Origin of the sequence: Desertivirga xinjiangensis, assembly GCF_024436435.1 — a bacterium.
Classification (GTDB): Bacteria; Bacteroidota; Bacteroidia; order Sphingobacteriales; family Sphingobacteriaceae; genus Desertivirga; species Desertivirga xinjiangensis.
On sequence record NZ_JAFMZP010000001.1, the window covers coordinates 495,334 to 512,383 of the forward strand.

11 protein-coding genes are annotated in these 17,050 nt (G+C 43.5%); 10 read left to right on the top strand and 1 reads right to left on the bottom strand.

Annotation, left to right across the window (positions count from 1 at the left end):
- Nucleotides 1-200 precede the first annotated feature (200 nt).
- From J3P37_RS02120 to J3P37_RS02165, 10 genes are all read left to right on the top strand, one after another.
- Nucleotides 201-779 carry an RNA polymerase sigma factor gene (locus J3P37_RS02120; RefSeq protein ID WP_256009341.1) on the top strand — a complete coding sequence of 193 codons (579 nt, stop codon included), beginning with the start codon at nucleotides 201-203 and terminating at the stop codon, nucleotides 777-779.
- Between the two features lie 72 nt (nucleotides 780-851).
- On the top strand, nucleotides 852-2,039 hold the full coding sequence (locus J3P37_RS02125) for a FecR family protein (protein WP_256009342.1): 1,188 nt from the start codon (nucleotides 852-854) through the stop codon (nucleotides 2,037-2,039).
- Between the two features lie 104 nt (nucleotides 2,040-2,143).
- On the top strand, nucleotides 2,144-5,548 hold the full coding sequence (locus J3P37_RS02130; protein WP_256009343.1) for a TonB-dependent receptor: 3,405 nt from the start codon (nucleotides 2,144-2,146) through the stop codon (nucleotides 5,546-5,548).
- Between the two features lie 9 nt (nucleotides 5,549-5,557).
- Nucleotides 5,558-7,387 carry a RagB/SusD family nutrient uptake outer membrane protein gene (locus J3P37_RS02135; RefSeq protein WP_256009344.1) on the top strand — a complete coding sequence of 610 codons (1,830 nt, stop codon included), beginning with the start codon at nucleotides 5,558-5,560 and terminating at the stop codon, nucleotides 7,385-7,387.
- Between the two features lie 78 nt (nucleotides 7,388-7,465).
- Nucleotides 7,466-8,425, top strand: a complete 960-nt coding sequence (locus J3P37_RS02140) for a BT_3987 domain-containing protein (RefSeq protein WP_256009345.1) — start codon at nucleotides 7,466-7,468, stop codon at nucleotides 8,423-8,425.
- Between the two features lie 2 nt (nucleotides 8,426-8,427).
- Nucleotides 8,428-10,779 (top strand): family 20 glycosylhydrolase, encoded by a 2,352-nt coding sequence (locus J3P37_RS02145; RefSeq protein ID WP_256009346.1) that lies wholly within the window; start codon nucleotides 8,428-8,430, stop codon nucleotides 10,777-10,779.
- Between the two features lie 14 nt (nucleotides 10,780-10,793).
- A complete protein-coding gene (locus tag J3P37_RS02150; protein ID WP_256009347.1) occupies nucleotides 10,794-11,945 on the top strand; it encodes a cellulase family glycosylhydrolase in 1,152 nt (383 codons plus the stop codon).
- A 21-nt stretch (nucleotides 11,946-11,966) separates the two neighbouring features.
- On the top strand, nucleotides 11,967-13,007 hold the full coding sequence (locus J3P37_RS02155; protein ID WP_256009348.1) for a glycoside hydrolase family 43 protein: 1,041 nt from the start codon (nucleotides 11,967-11,969) through the stop codon (nucleotides 13,005-13,007).
- A 34-nt stretch (nucleotides 13,008-13,041) separates the two neighbouring features.
- On the top strand, nucleotides 13,042-14,043 hold the full coding sequence (locus tag J3P37_RS02160) for a glycoside hydrolase family 43 protein (RefSeq protein WP_256009349.1): 1,002 nt from the start codon (nucleotides 13,042-13,044) through the stop codon (nucleotides 14,041-14,043).
- A gap of 25 nt (nucleotides 14,044-14,068) precedes the next feature.
- A complete protein-coding gene (locus tag J3P37_RS02165; RefSeq protein ID WP_256009350.1) occupies nucleotides 14,069-16,099 on the top strand; it encodes an alpha-amylase family protein in 2,031 nt (676 codons plus the stop codon).
- 153 nt (nucleotides 16,100-16,252) lie between these two features.
- On the opposite strand, the gene J3P37_RS02170 is transcribed toward J3P37_RS02165, so the two are convergent.
- Entirely contained in the window at nucleotides 16,253-16,984 is a 732-nt protein-coding gene (locus tag J3P37_RS02170; RefSeq protein WP_256009351.1) for a response regulator transcription factor, read from the bottom strand.
- Between the last annotated feature and the right edge of the window lie 66 nt (nucleotides 16,985-17,050).

Sequence of the window (17,050 nt, forward strand, 5' to 3'; positions counted from 1 at the left end):
CTAAATACTATTTGTCGTAGAATGTTAGCCCCTTTCAGATGTCGCTTGAGATGCTAGGCGCAGGAAAATCTTGTATGTTGTAAGATTGCCCTTTGTTGAGCCCATGCCTTGCAGGTGTGAGCGACTTATTTACTCAAAATTCTTGTAAATGACTATTATTTTAATGTAATTATTTTGTTAACTTGCCTCATGTAATCTAAATGCTTTCCGGAAAACAACATACTAAATACGATGAGAAACTGTTACAGGATCTGAGAAACGGAAACCATAAGGCGTTCACGATTTTGTATGAAAGATATTGGTCTGATGTTCTTGATGACGCTTTTAAGCGCCTCGATGATTATGACCTATCCAAAGATGTAGTTCAGGAAGTGTTTGCTTGCCTTTGGGCAAAAGCGGGGACTATAGAAATTTTAAATCTTCCGGCATGGCTAACCTCGGTAACAAAAAATCAGGTTTTCAGTATTCTGAAAAAGCAACAGCGCCTCAAACCCCTTAGTGAAATATTTTTGGAACTGGAAGGTCATGGTGACCATTCAGATGCCAAGCTTCTTAGGCAAGAATTGTCAGATTCATATCAAGCCCTGATCAAAGCCTTACCCCAACAGCAACGCATCATTTTTAATATGCGGTATGCAGAAGATCTAAGTCCTAACGAGATTGCCAGACTACTTAATCTCTCTCCCAAAACGGTGCGAAATCATCTTGGAAGGGCACTATTAAAGATAAAAACAGCCATCACCCTACTCCAGATCGCTCTAGTCATTACAGAAATATAATTTTTTAGAAAATATTCAATGTCGCTGGGCAAAACGTTGACTTGTGATACGTGTATAAAAACACGTCAATAGATGGATGAACTAAAAAAGAAGTTTTTCTTCGAAATACTTGAAAAATTTCAGAATGGAAAGGCTTCATTAGAAGAAATCAGATTTCTGAATGCCTACTATGAGTCTTTCGGACTTAAAGATAGTTTTTCTTCTAAACTGAGTGTTGAGCAGCATAGATTGATTAAAAATGAAATTTATGGAGAGCTGACAAAAAAAATCTACGAAGGAGCAGAGCCCAATATTTCAAGTGCTCCTAGACGATACCCATTGTGGCCGCAAGTTGGAATCGCAGCTTGTGTTATTTTCCTGATAGGCGCAATGTTCTTCTATTACGGTTATAAGCCAACAGCTAAAAAGCAACTATACGTTCAAGACGATGTTCAACCAGGAAATAACAAAGCAATACTGACGCTTGCAAACGGAAAGCGGATTTTTCTTTCCACTGGCAAGGGGATCATGGATGCTGCGAGTAGAAAACTCGCAGAAGAGTCAGGGGTAATTATTACACGAGGCGAAAATAACCAGCTGATTTATACTCTATCGGGTCAGGCAGGGATTGACAAAACAGCTGCTTTTAACACTATAGAAACACCCAGGGGCGGACAATACCAGGTAATTTTGCCGGATGGGACTAAGATCTGGTTGAATTCAGGCTCTTCTGCCCGTTTTCCTGTCGTTTTTTCGACTGCCAAAAGAGAAGTTGAGGTTACCGGAGAGACTTATTTTGAAGTTGCAAAAGATGCTAACCGGCCTTTTTCTGTCATTTCAAACAATCAGGTAATCGAAGTATTAGGCACCCATTTTAATGTCAACGACTATCAGGATGATGGATTAACCCGGACAACACTGGTAGAGGGAAGTGTGAGGATTCAAGCAGGTAAGAGCGAAAAAGTTCTTAAGCCGGGCCAGCAATCTATTGTGTCGCCTGCATTATCAGTAATAAGGACTAAGGAAATTGAAAATATTGATGAGGTGCTTGCCTGGAAAGATGGCTTTTTCATATTCGATGATACACCTCTCACAACGGTAATTAAACAATTGGAACGGTGGTACGACATAGAATTTAAAGAGGTAAGCGACCAGCCATTGATGATGTTCAACGCCAAAATTTCCCGTAGTTCAAGTTTGTCTAAGGTCTTAAAAGTAATGGAAATCACCAGTGGTATAAAATTTAAAATTAAAGGAAGGGGTGTTTATATGGAAAAATAAGTAGACGTATAAAAGACTCCGGAGCGTTCCCGCGCTCCGGAAGAAACAAGGAAATTACGATCATCAGCGAAATAATCAAATATTAACCTCATTACAGCAAATGTATGAATTTAAACATTCATGAGAAGGAAATTAACGCCTGTCAGGTAACACCTCCGGCGACGCCCCACTTTAATTCTTTTCGACCATTCTTAGTTATGAAACTAACCGTTTTTTTGATCACTGTAATAAGTCTACAGGTAACAGCGTCAGTTTTTTCACAGGAGGTAAGCCTTTCCGCGAAAGATGCGCCGTTGGAAATCATTTTAAAAAAAATAAGCAAGCAAACAGGATATGAATTTTTTTACAAATCGAACTTTTTAAGCAGTGCCAGAGCAGTAACTATAAATGTCCATAAAATTCAGTTAAAGGATGCCTTAGAAAAATGTTTTGCCAATCAGCCTTTCACGTATGATGTCATCGATAAGGTAATTCTTATAAAAAACAAGGAAGAGATAAGTAGGACGAGAGCTGTGAGCTGGGTGTTGTCCGGTACTGTGACAGATGAAGAGGGCGAGCCGCTCCCCAGCGCATCGGTAAAAATCAAGCGAACTAATAAGGCAGTTCTGACGGATATCCTGGGGAAATTTATGCTAGAGGTGCAAGATGAAGACGATTCAATACAAGTATCTTTCATCGGTTTTACTACTCAATCTATAAGGATAGGAAATAACCGTACCATTAATGTAAGGCTTTTACCCGATGAGGCACAAAGGAAGTTAAACGAGGTAGTGATAGTTGGATACGGAACTCAAAAAAAACAAAGTTCAGTAGGCTCGCAGTCGAGTATCGAACCATCAGTATTAAAGGGGCCAGTAAGGGATCTGACAACCGTGCTAGCCGGCAGGATATCTGGCATTGTAGCTACTCAGCGTGGTGCCGCCCCCGGTAGCGAAACCAGTTCGCTCTTTGTTCGTGGTATTAGTACTTTTGCTTCGAGCCCTCAGGGGCCCTTATTAGTTGTTGATGGTGTCCCTGACCGGGCAATTAATAATTTAGATCCTGAGGATATCGCAAATTTTACTGTATTAAAAGATGCCACCGCAACCGCTGTTTATGGAACAAGAGGTGCAAATGGTGTTATTTTAATCACTACAAAACGGGGAAAAGTTGGAAAGCCGGTAATAAACGCAGAAATTAACCAGGGCGTCAGCAAATTTACAGCTCTTCCAGAGTTTATCAACGGCCCGGACTTCATGACGCTTTATAACAAAGGTCTAACAATGAGGGGAAGGTCACCTTTGTATACCGAAGAACGGATAGAGAAACACCGCTCGGGCGTTGATCAGGATTTATATCCGGACGTAAATTGGTACGACGTGCTTTTTAGTGATTTCGGCCAGAACTCGAGGGCAACATTAAATGTAAACGGAGGCTCGGAGAACGCCAACTATTATATATCTGCTGGCTACTTCGGTGAATCGGGGCAGTTTAAAACGGATGATATTGAAGCCTACAATTCGTCGTTGAAGTTGGACAGGTTTAATTTCACCAACAACATTAACGTTAATCTTACTAATACCACAAAGCTGGATCTTGGAATTAATGGATTTCTTTCGAATGTTAATGGTCCCGCCTATGGAGTCAACGAGTTGTTTTCTTTGGCTACGAGCTCTTCTCCGCACGTAATTCCACCAAGGTATTCAAACGGACAATGGCCTCAGCTGCCAGGTACTCAAATAAGTCCACTAATGGCCTTAACTCAATCAGGGGTTACCAATGGGCAATATACAACGGTTCGTTCCAACATCAGAGGAACACAGGACTTAAAAATGCTCCTGAAAGGTCTGAGTGTTACAGGTCTGTTTGCGTTCGACGTGAACATGAGCCGCTCTTTAACCAGAGCACGGACCTTGCAAACCTATTATGCAAGTGGGAGAGATGCGCAGAACCGTCTTGTCACCGGAATAGCTGAAAGGGGTAATGACGCTTTGCAATTTGGCATTTCGCGTTTTGTCGACAGGAGGCTATATTCTGAAGCGGGGATAAATTACAACCGGAATTTTGGTCTTCACGACGTGTCGGGTTTATTATTAGTGAATCAGTCAGATTTTAGTGACGCCAATGCGGGCTCATACACCGCGGCTATACCTTACCGTCAGCGGAATTTCGTTGGAAGGCTGACATACGGCTTCAATAGCAAATATCTCGCTGAGGCAAATTTTTCTTACTCGGGGTCTGACAATTTTATCGAGAGCAAACGATATGGTTTCTTTCCCTCATTCGGAGCTGGGTGGGTCTTGTCGAACGAGAAATTCTTTGAACCTATTAGCCCGTATCTAACATTTTTCAAATTACGATACAGCTACGGGCTGTCGGGCAACGCTGCGGTCAATTCTCCAGAAAATCGGTTTTTGTATCTGACGACCTTGGGAGATCAGGGTGGTTATGTTTTTGGAGATCCGGGCTCAACAACGTGGTACACTGGGTTGGGTGAAACACGGATTGGGGGAGACGTCCACTGGGAGACCTCCTATAGACAGAACCTTGGTGTCGAAGCAACTTTCTTCAGAAATATTCAGCTGGTTGTAGAGTTATTTAAAGAAAACCGGGAAGGTATTTTAATGCCAAACTATGTCATTCCCTATAGCTCAGGATTTACTATAGGGAATATTCCCTTTAATAATATCGGAAAAACAAAAAATAAAGGGATAGATATAACGCTAGATTATAACAAAAACTGGACGAACAGCAATTTTATTTCCTTTAGGGGGGTCTTTAACTATAATAAAAACCTTGCAGTGTATGATGGGCTACCGCCTTATAATTATCCGTATTTGAACAGGGTCGGGAAGCCTATCAGTCAGCGTTTTGGCTATATAGCCACAGGGTTGTTCGAAAATGAAGATGAAATTGAAAAGGCCGCTTTACAATCCGGCGACGTTCGCCCAGGCGATATTCGTTACAAAGATCTGAATGGCGACGGCATCATAAATGGCAACGATGAAACGGGTATAGGTTATGGATCGGTGCCGCGGATAGTTTACGGTCTTAGTTTAGGAGGAGGATTTAAGGGCTTTGATATGAGCCTTTTCTTTCAGGGAGTTGGCATGGTTGACTTCAATTACTCCGGAGGGTATGCAACTACTCCATTTAGCAATGGACCAACCTATGGTAACATGTATACAATGATCCTTGACCATTGGACGCCCGGAACCCCAAATGTAAGACCGTTTTACCCCCGTCTATCTACAAATCAGGATGTTACTACTAACTATTATACAAGTACATGGTGGATTAAGCGCGCGGACTATTTGAGACTTAAACAAGCGGAGATAGGTTATACATTCAGTAACAATGCCTTTTTTGAAAAAGGGCATATAAAAAAGATCAGGATGTTTCTCAATGGAACTAATTTATTTACCCTTTCTCCCTGGAAGTTTTGGGATCCGGAACTTGGAGATGGCCGTGGAGCCGCTTATCCTAACATTACTGCCTACAATCTTGGTGTACGCGTTAATTTTCAATAAGAGATCAGTATGAAAAAGAAAACGAATATAACTACGGTATATATAATAGCAATCATAACCCTTTTGAGCGGTTGCCGAAAGGAATATTTCGATACTCAACCGGATAATTTTGTAACGATCGACAAAGTTTTTTCTAACCGTGGACAAACGGAAAGATGGCTTGCAGGTTTATACTCGTTTATACCAGATCATTGGAATATAGATAACTTTGTCTATGTTTTCTCCACCACAACGGATGAACTTGATGCTGGTAACTGGAATACTCCGCTAATCAATAGTGGGGCTTTGAATGCGGTTAACACGCCATCCCGGTTTACTTCCTATTATCAGAACATCCGGTTAGCCTCCATCTTTTTGGAGAACGTTGACAGAAATACAGAAATTTTAGCCCTCGATAATGGTAGAGACTTAATTAAGCAGTATAAGGGCGAAGCTCAATTTTTGCGTGCATATTATTATTGGTTAATGATGAAGGAACTGGGGCCTGTAGTAATTGTACCGCTGAAATCCATTAGTCCCACTGATGACCTACAGATCCCGAGGAGCAGCTGGGATGAATGTGTGGAGTTTGTTTTAAAAGAGATCCGTGAGGCGAAAAACAACTTACCAGTAGATAACTATCTGCCTGGGAGCACTGCCGAGCTTGATAAAGCCCAAACTGGAAGAATTAACAAGATAATAGCTGCAGCTGTCGAGTCACAGATTCTGCTGTACCATGCAAGCCCTTTATACAATGGCAATACAGATATGGGCGATTTCAGGAACCTGGATGGGAAACACCTGATAAACCAGGTGTATGACAGGGATCGTTGGGTCGTTGCAGCTGAGGCTGCAAAAGCCGCAATAGATATCGCTGAAATACAGGGTCGAGCATTGTATCAGGTTAATGATCCAAACCTGTTTAGAGCAGCATTTCTTTCTTGCAGAGACTTATTCTGGAATGGTTGTAAAACAGAAGGCATCTGGTTAAGACCTCAAAGTGGTTATGAGCTGTGGGAAAGAACAAGCGCACCCCGCTCCATTCAGGGAACCGCCTTCAATGGACATGCAGTAGTTCAGCGACTGGTAGACGATTTCAGGATGAATGATGGTTCGTCTATCAATGCGAATGCAAACTACCGGGAAAATGAATACACCACAATGGCAAGCCCTTATTATGTTGCAGGAACCAACAGTATGTACACAAATCGTGAAGCGCGGTTTTACGTTGATGTGACATTTAATGGGGCAGTGAATCCCGGAGTTGCCAAAGCCGGAGCAGAGAATGCACGCGTTGAGTTTTTCAACACAGGCAGTTCAGGAAAAGCCGGCGCTCCGAGAGATTGGCCTAAGACAGGATATACGGCGAGGAAAAATATTCCTCCTACGTATAGTAAGGATCCTTATTCTAGTATTGGTCGTCCAACTATGGTTATACGCCTAGCGGAGTTGTATCTTAATTATGCCGAAGCACTAAATGAAGCTGATCCTACCAACCCTGATATTCTCCGCTATTTAAACCGGGTTCGAACTCGAGGTGGTTTGCCAGAGATTCAGACGGTGGATCAGGTTAGGCTGCGTGATGAGATTCGCCTGGAGCGGCGGATTGAACTTTGTTTTGAAGGACACCGGTATTTCGATGTCCGGAGATGGAAGATAGCAGACAAGCCGGGATCTGACCAGGGAGGTGTATTTTACGGAATGAATATGGATGCTGGTACCTCATTATCTGATCCAGCCTTTCATATCCGTACGGTAGCTTTCAGCAGGGCTGCATGGCAGCGCCGATTTTACTTTTTGCCGTACGGGCAAAATGAGATGGATAGAAATAAAAGTCTTGTCCAGTTTCCTGGCTACTAAAACAGATTTTCTACACTGTTCCTGAAGACAGGATTGACCAAATCATACACTAGTATAAACTTACATAACAATAAAGAGATGCATAAGCTAATATTTTTTCTTTTGCTCGGTACTACAGTGGGCTTTTTTGCCTGCAATAAAGATACACCTCCATATGAAGTGTTAACCGACTCTAAAGAGGGGGCAATGGTATTCGTTTCAAAGGCGAATACAGGTGTACAGAACCTAAGTATATTCCCTTATACTGATGAAGAACGTATATACAAGTTTGGTGTCGGTTTTGGCGCACTTGGACTGCCCGCAAATGATATTAACGTATCTTTTGTGGAAGACCGTCGCGTCTTTGATAGTATAAATGATAGCCGAAGAATTAATGGAGAGGAACTATATGAACGCTTTCCTTCCAGTTCTTATACTCTTGACAAGTTGGATCTGACAATTCCGAAAGGTGAAACGTATTCTGATATTGCTACTCTGAAGTACAAATCCCGCGAATTTAATCCTTCAAAAAGTTATCTCCTGGCCCTTAGTATTGAAAAGGCTTCGGGTTATACTGTAAGTCCAGGTGCAAAAACGCTCTTAATCGTTGCTTCAAAACTCCAAGAAAAGCCTGCGAACACTACCGGCTGGATAGCTACTGCTTCATCTGAACAAGTGCCAGGTGAGAACACAGGACGTGCTTCAGCCGTTCTGGATAGGGATTTGAATACAATATGGCATGCCCGTTATGACCCTTGGCCGGAGACCACTTATCCGCACTGGCTAAGTTTCGATATGATAAATCCACAGTATGTTACAAAGATAGCCATGGCTCCGCGTCAGAACAATCCAAGGGGATTTACTAAGTTCAAATTAGAGGGAAGCTTGGATGGAACTAACTGGTTTGTTATAGGTGACGACTTGCGTTTTGACCCAGCCAACAAAGGCTATCAGTATTATCAAATAGAAAAGCAATATATAAAAAATATCAGGCTAACGATGTTGGAGGGGCTTCAGGGATTATCCTTCCTCTCAGAATTTGTCGTCTATACTTATTAGGAATGAGAAATATCGATATAAAAAGATCATGCGTTTCCGGCATTTTTTATAAGCAATATTTTATTTTGAGCGGTTCTGCCGCTCAAAGTATCTTGCTTATTTTTCTTCTTAGTCTTGTTGGTGGGATAGGGGCTGTTGGTCAGGTAAAGATTAAAGTGGCTTTGATACCGGAGCCGGCTGAAATGCACTTGTCTGAGGGAAGTTTTAATATTTCTGAAAAAAAGGTGATCTACTATTCAGGGGAAGGGGCAAAAATAGCTGCAGAGCTGTTCAACGAGTTTCTTCTGAGTAACTATCGCTTCAAACTGAAGTTAAAGCCTGCAAAAAATGCCAGCTCTTTTCCCGGGAATATCCTGTTCAGAGAAAAATCTTCAGGGCAGCCAGAGGGATATAGCTTATTGATTGAGAACAAGCAGCTCCGCTTGTCGGGGGATCCTGCCGGATTATTTTACGGAGTGCAAACTCTCGAACAATTAGTACCTCCGGCTGTGACGAAAGAACCAGCCATTCCGGCGGCTTTAATCAATGACCAGCCACGTTTTGGCTACCGAGGATTGATGCTCGACGTCAGCCGCCACTTTTTTTCCATTGCATATGTGAAAAAGTTCCTTGATGTAATGGCGCATTTTAAATTTAACCGTTTTCACTGGCATCTAACGGATGACCAGGGTTGGCGACTCGAGATAAAGAAGTATCCCAAACTTCAGACTATAGGTGCCTGGCGTGAACCAGTAGATAATGTGAAAAACTCGCCCTTTATAAAAGATGGTAAATATGGGGGCTATTACACACAGGCCGAGATCCGTGAGATGATCGCGTACGCCGCTGCAAGACATATCACCGTAATACCCGAGGTTGAAATGCCTGGTCATTCTAATGCAGCTCTGGCATCGTATCCTCACCTGGGATGCACGGAAGGCCCCTATGAGGTGGCCCGGTACGGCGGAATAAGCAATGATGTTTATTGCCCTGGTAAAGAATCTACGTTTGACTTCCTTGAAGATGTACTAAGCGAAGTGATGGCCCTTTTCCCCAGTGAATACATTCATATTGGAGGAGATGAAACGCCCAAAGATCGATGGATGGCTTGCTTGAACTGCCAGAAAAGAATAAAAGAGGAGGGCCTCAAGGATGAGCATGAGCTTCAAAGCTATTTTGTTCAACGTATGGAAAAATTTGTAAACAGCAAAGGACGCAAAATCATTGGCTGGGATGAGATCCTGGAAGGTGGTTTAGCGCCGAATGCTACAGTAATGAGTTGGCGGGGGGAAAGTGGGGGGATAGCAGCGGCCCGTCAGCACCACGACGTTATCATGAGCCCCTATACTTACTTGTATCTGGATTACAATCAGGGTAATCCAAAGTCTGAACCACCAGCTTTTCCAGCTTTTTTGCCTTTAAGCAAAGTATACAGTTACGAGCCCTTATCCGATTCACTGACGGACGAAGAGCAAAAATACATTAAGGGGATCCAGGGTAATGTTTGGGGCGAAAATATCAGGGAAGGAAGTCACTCTGATTATATGACCTATCCGAGGGCACTGGCGGTGTCAGAAGTGTCCTGGTCGCCAGCGTCAGCAAAGAATTATGAACGGTTCCTGGAAAAACTTAAAATGCGTTTGCAGGCATTGGATAAAGAGAAGCTTAATTTCCGGATCCCTGAACCGAAAAACTTCAAAGATCTGGTAACTGTTGAATCGACCACGGAGGTAGTTTTGGAACCATCTGTAGCGGGCGCCACAACCTATTATACTCTTGACGGGTCTGATCCTAACAACGGAAGCAGCCGCTACGAGGCACCCTTTACATTAAATCTGAAAGATGATGTACCAGTAATAGTAAAGGCCCTTATTGTGTTGCAATCGGGGCGTAAAAGTGGAGTTTATACGGCTACTTATAATAAAAAGCCTTATAAGCCGGGAGTTCCGGTTAAGCCCAGCAAAAGGGGCATTTCCTTCAAAACCGCGGCTAATAAGTTTGCTCAGGCGAAAGATATACGGATAGAAAAGGTTGACTCTTCAGGTGTTCTTCAAGACTTCGACCTGCGGCCACTAGCAAGTAAGAAGACGCTGTATCTTATATGCGAAGGCTATTTAGAAGTTCCTGAGGATAATATGTATACCTTCAAAGTTATATCAGACGATGGTGCCGTACTCTATATAGACGATGAGCCGATCATCGAAAATGACGGAGAGCATGCAGTAACCGAGGCTTCCGGACTTGTTCCCCTGCGCAAAGGCTTTCACAAGATCCGCCTTCATTATTTCGATGCGGGAGGTGGAAGATATCTTGAAGTAAAAGCCAGCAAACCATCTGGTGACTATCAATTTAAAGACAACCTTTATACTAACTAACAAAACCAAACACAATGAAACTATTAAGGACCAACATATTTCTCCTGCTGGTTACAGGATTATTGCTCCAAAATTGCTCTATACAGAAACCGGCCCAAACGACCGGGCGTTCCATCTGGAGCAAAGAAAAAGCAAAGGACTGGTATGCCTCGCAGAACTGGCTGGTGGGGGCAAATTTTATTCCGAGTACAGCAATCAACCAACTGGAAATGTGGCAAGCTGCTTCTTTCGATACCGCTACTATCAACAGGGAGCTTGGCATGGCTCAATCCATCGGAATGAATACCATGCGGGTTTACCTGCATGATCTATTATGGGAGCAGGACTCTACAGGTTTTGTGGAGCGAATGAACACCTTTTTAGAAATTTCACACAAGCATAAGATCAAGCCCCTTTTTGTTTTGTTTGACTCATGTTGGGATCCCTTTCCAAAATTGGGAAAACAGCGTGAGCCTGCACCTTTTGTTCATAATTCGGGGTGGGTGCAGAGTCCCGGGCTGAGTGCCCTAAAAGACTCTACTCAGTACCCGCGGTTGGAGCGCTATGTAAAAGGAGTGGTTCGTACTTTCAGAAAAGACAAACGCATTTTAGGCTGGGACGTATGGAACGAGCCTGACAATACGAATAACAGTTCTTACGGAAGAGTAGAATTACCTAATAAGGTAGATTATGTACTTCCCCTGCTACAAAAAACATTTGTATGGGCTCGCACAATGGATCCTTCCCAACCGCTGACTTCAGGTGTATGGCAGGGAGACTGGTCGTCGGATGCGAAACTCAAAGCCATAGATAAGTTGCAGCTGGAAGAATCGGATATTATTACCTTTCATAATTACGACAGCGGGGACGAATTTGAAAAAAGGATCGTGTGGTTACAGCGCTATGGTCGCCCGATAATTTGCACTGAATATATGGCTCGTGGGAACAAAAGTACCTTTCAAAGCTCACTGCCTATAGCGCAGAAGTACCGGGTAGGTGCTTATAACTGGGGGTTGGTAGATGGCAAAACACAAACCAAGATGCCTTGGGATAGCTGGGACAAGAAATATACTGGCGACCCTGTTTTATGGTTTCACGAGATATTTCATCGCGATGGGAGGCCTTATCAAGTGGAAGAAACAAGACTGATAAAGGAAATAACCTCAAGAACTAACAAAAAACCTTAGTCTACTTTTCAATCTAATGATATGAAAATAAAAATTTCGTTGAATATAGCCATCATATTCTTTTTGTTCGGGTCTCTACTAGCTCTTGGCTGTGAAAAGAAATCCGACAATCCAGCTTTGGGGCCGGATGCCGGGATGAATCCAGAGCCGGATGAAACAGAAAATCCGGCAGCAGTCAATCCCGTTTTCCAGGCAGATCCTACAATATTTTACCACGAAGGTACCTACTATCTTTATGGTACAAATGATAAGAATGCCAACAATGGTTTCCTGGTTTATACCTCGACCGATATGAAACAATGGACACCCAGGGGCTATGCTTTACAGAAGGGTGAGGCCTTTGGAGACTGGGGCTTCTGGGCTCCGCATGTCTGGGCCGACAATGGAAAGTTCTATATGGCCTACACCGCCAATGAAAAGATTGCAATTGCTGAGAGCAGCAAACCCAATGGCCCATTCAGGCAGCAGGTGAAGGCTGCCCTGGTCTCTTCCTATGGGCTGATAGATCCCTTCATTTTTATAAACGACGATGGTAAAAAGTATCTGTACCATGTGCGTCTGGGAGGCGGTAATCGCATCTGGGTGGCCGAGATGGAGGCTGACTATTCGGCTATGAAGACTGGCACCAATACAGAATGTATCACGGCCACACCGGGCACCTGGGAGCATGTAAACACCGCAGCGGGCCGGGTGGCCGAAGGCCCTACCGTGATTAAAGATCAGGGGCTCTACTACCTGTTTTATTCAGCTAATGATTTCAGACACAAGGATTATGCGGTAGGATATGCTGTTAGTGAGAATGTTAACGGACCATGGACCCGGTATACAGGGAATCCCATTATTCACCAATCCGTTACGGGTCATGCAGGCAGCGGCCATGGCGATATTGTGAAGGGTAAAGACGGTAATCTTTCTTATGTATTTCATACACATAATACTTCAGCTACCGTCACACCCAGAAAAACGGCGATCATTAATCTGAAAAAAACAAAAGATGCCAGCCAGAAAGATGTCTTTGATGTGGAGGCCGGGAGTTTTTCCTTCCTGAATTCTGCTTACTAATAAGCCAGCTACTTAATAATAGTTTCCATATATAATGAATCTGATATACCGTAATTTCTTCCTTTTCCTGATATCGGTAAATATACTGTTAGAGACACTTCTGCCCCTCACGCCATGCTATGGTCAGGAGAAGATCTCCAACCCGGTATTTAACGTGAATTTCCCCGATCCCACCATTATCCGGGTGGGTGACACCTATTACGCTTACGCAACTAACGGGGCAATAAATGGTAAAAGCTATAATATTCCGGTCGCTGTTTCCAAAAATCTGCAAGTGTGGGAAATCGCCGGAGACGCATTACCTCAAAAACCGACCTGGGCAACTAAGGACTTTTGGGCCCCTCATGTACTTTTTGATCCTCATATTAATAAATACATTTTGTTTTACTCAGGCGAAAAAGGAGAAAATACGGGGAAGTGTCTGGGCGTGGCCTTTTCTGATACTCCCATCGGACCGTTCACCGATAAAGGAAGTCCGCTTATCTGCGGAACCGGATTTGTAAATATAGACCCCTTTGCTTTTATTGATCCAAAAAGCGGAAAGAAGCTGCTTTACTGGGGTTCTGGTCATGAACCTATTCGCGTTCAGGAACTCGCTGACGATTGGAAAAGCTTTGCCCAAGGCAGTGAGCCTGTGTTTCTGATACATCCCTACCAGGAAAATACCTATGACAGGCTCATCGAAGGCGCATGGATAGACTATCATAAGGGGAGCTATTATCTATACTATTCTGGTGACAATTGTTGCGGTCCTCAGGCCAATTATGCGGTGCTGGTGGCCAAGTCTGAGTCGGCATTGGGCCCCTTTGTCAGTATGGCTAAAAGTAAGGGTGTTACGAGCAGTGTTATATTGGAAAAAGATGAGAGATGGCTTGCGCCGGGGCACAACTCTATCTTCAGGGATCAAAAGGGGAAGGCTTATATAGCTTACCATGCAATTCCTGTACACAGAAACCCGGCTGAACAGGATTATAATACCCGGGTTTTCCTCGTAAAAGGTATCACATATAAAAAGGGTTGGCCTTTCGTAAAGTAAGGATTCCCGAGCAAATATTTTATTAATGAACATAAATTCTATCGTACTTGCCTTGTGCTTTTTTACCTGGTTTCAGGGTCTTGCACAAATTGAATATCCGGGTATAAATCCCGGAAAAGCCGTGTTAAAGTTTAAGAAAGATCAATTTGTTGTAGAAAACAGATCTCTTCAGGTTACCTGGGTTAAACAGGGGGCAAAGATTGCTTCGGGTCGCTTCCTGGATAAGGAAGCGGGAGCTGGAGTGTCTCTGGAAAGGATGCAACTGTTTGAAATAAAACTAAAGAGCGGCAAGCTGCTAAGCTCTGGCGATTTTGAATTTTCTGAAATCCGGCGGCATAAATTTCCCGCCAATGAAGGCGCATTGAGGTATTCGGACAGAGTGAACGGAGTTGGGTTTTCAGTGAAGTTAGTGGAAAGAACTTCAGGCCTGAATGTACAATGGGAGGTAGCGTTAAAAGATGGATCCAATTATATCCGCCAGACGTTTACATTCAATGCTGAGGATGCAGTGCCGATTGATAAGATTACGCTTTTAAAACTGCCTTTAAAGCGAGGTGCAAGTAAGTATGGGGAAGTGGACGGGTCGCCCATCGTGGTAGATAATATGTTCTTTGCCATTGAAGATCCGATGGCCCAATACGAGAAGGACACCACCAGCCATTCATCTTACTTACCGCGATTGGAACCTCTTGCTGCAACAAATCCTTTTACAGCCTCAACGGTATGGGGAACCACTCCTCAAGGCCAGCTGAGGCGCGGATTTTTGCATTATGTGGAAAGGGAGCGGACTGCGCCGTACCGCCAGAACCTGCATTATAACTCCTGGTACGACCTGTCCTGGATAGACCGCAAGCTTGATGAAGCCTCCTGTTTGGGCCGCATCCAAATGTTTGGAGACAGCCTGATCTTGAAACGAAATGTTAAAATGGAAGCTTTCTTGTTCGACGACGGATGGGATGATAATCAGACGCTTTGGATGTTTAATAAGAACTTTCCTGCGGGCTTCTCCGCCATGGCCAAAAAGGCGGCGGGCTTTAACACCAGACTGGGGGTATGGATCTCTCCCTGGGGAGGATACATGGAAGACCAAAGACAACGGCTGGAGTACGGAAGAAGGCAGAGCCCTCCCTTTGAGACAAATGCAAACGGCTTTTCTTTGTCAGGACCAGTATATTTTAATCGCTTTAAAGGCGTAGCACAGGATTTCATGGAAAAGTACAAGGTGTCTTTGTTCAAATTCGACGGTATAGGAGCCGGTAACGGCGCTGACGGAGCGAGTGTTACTTACCAGAAAGATATTGAGGCAATGTTAAAGCTTACTCAGGGTATGCGGAAGGTAAACCCTGACCTGTATTTGAGCATGACGGTAGGAACATGGCCTTCGGTGTACTGGCTGAACTTCGGTGACGTGATATGGAGGGCCGGACTTGATACCCATACAGCTGGCACGGGTTCTGGCAGACAGCAATGGATAACTTATCGTGACTCTGAAACCTATAAAAATGTAGTTAAACGAGCACCGCTATTTCCTCTGAACGCTGTAATGCTTCATGGAATTTGTATAGCAGAAAACGGCCCTCCGGGAGCATTCGGGTTTAGTAGTAAAGAAATCTCAGATGAGATATGGTCATTCTTTGGCACCGGAACCAGTCTTCAGGAGCTTTATATAAATCCGAACAAACTGACTACACAGAATTGGGATGTTCTGGCTGATGCTGCAAAATGGGCGAGAAGCAACGCACACATCCTGCAGGATGTGCACTGGGTTGGGGGAGATCCCATAAAAAATGAGGTGTATGGTTTTGCTGCCTGGTCATCGGGTAAAGCAGTACTCACCGTTCGTAATCCTTCGGGGGACAAAAAAACGTTTATTGGGGAAGCTTCCAAACTGTTCGAAATCCCTCTTGGGAATGAGACGAGTTTTAACTTTTACGATGCCAAAGTAACGGACAGCAAAGTTGTAGTAGGCAAAGGAGATACAATCACCCTGAACCTAGAGCCTTACGAGGTGAGAGTGATTGATGCGGTTCTTAACGAAGATAAACGTCAGCGCTAAACTTTGAAGATTATAAAAGATGAAAAGATCGGGCTACTAGAGTGATTGGCAGAGCCGAAATCCAAAAGGTCTCGGATGGAACTAAAGTTGAGAACGATGGAAGGCATGAAATGGAATGGGGTTTGTCAAAGGGCCTTAATCTGGCACTTGTAGCTATTTTCTTAGTTCGAAAGCATTAGCGAACCTTACCAATTCCGAAAACTTGTTGAAATCCAGCTTCTGGTAAATGTTTTTCCGATGTGTGTTGATGGTATGCCTGGAAATAAAAAGAATGTCAGAGATCTCACTTGAAGACATTCCCTCAACCAGGAGCCTGATCACTTCCTTTTCTCGCTTTGATAGCAGCACAAACTTTTTATAGTTTTTGGCTATATATATATTCTCATCAAGTAGCTTATTAACTTTGTTCACCATAAATCCCATGCCGGAAACGGGATTCGCAATTAGGATGAGTTCAGCCGGCTTTCCAGTACTGACGGTGCCCTGGACAAGCTTGCACACCGCATAGTGCCAGGCTAGCTTCATCTTTGGCCCGGTACGTACCTGGTGAAAGAACGAATACAGTTCGCTTTGATCATTGCGATTAAGATAATCCTGCATTCCTGAGAGGAACCATCTCGATTCTTCCTCCACAAAGAACTTTTCATAGTACTTTTCGCCCATGGCGTTGATCTCATCCATGGAATGATTTAATGTTTCACAGCCCCAGCTATTCATGTAGGTAACCTGTAAGGCATTCATATCATGGACCATAATAGCACCGGGTATTAGTTCTCCGATGTCTTGCAAGGAATAATGGCCTTTTGCTAAACCATTTTCAAGTGAATATAATTGCCTGTTAGTTAGCGCTGTTATTTCATTTTGGGTTTTGTATTTGGTACTCATCCTTCAGTTACGATATTTAATTGGTGATTCTCCATGCTGAAATTGAGGCATTATTTTTAACAGTCA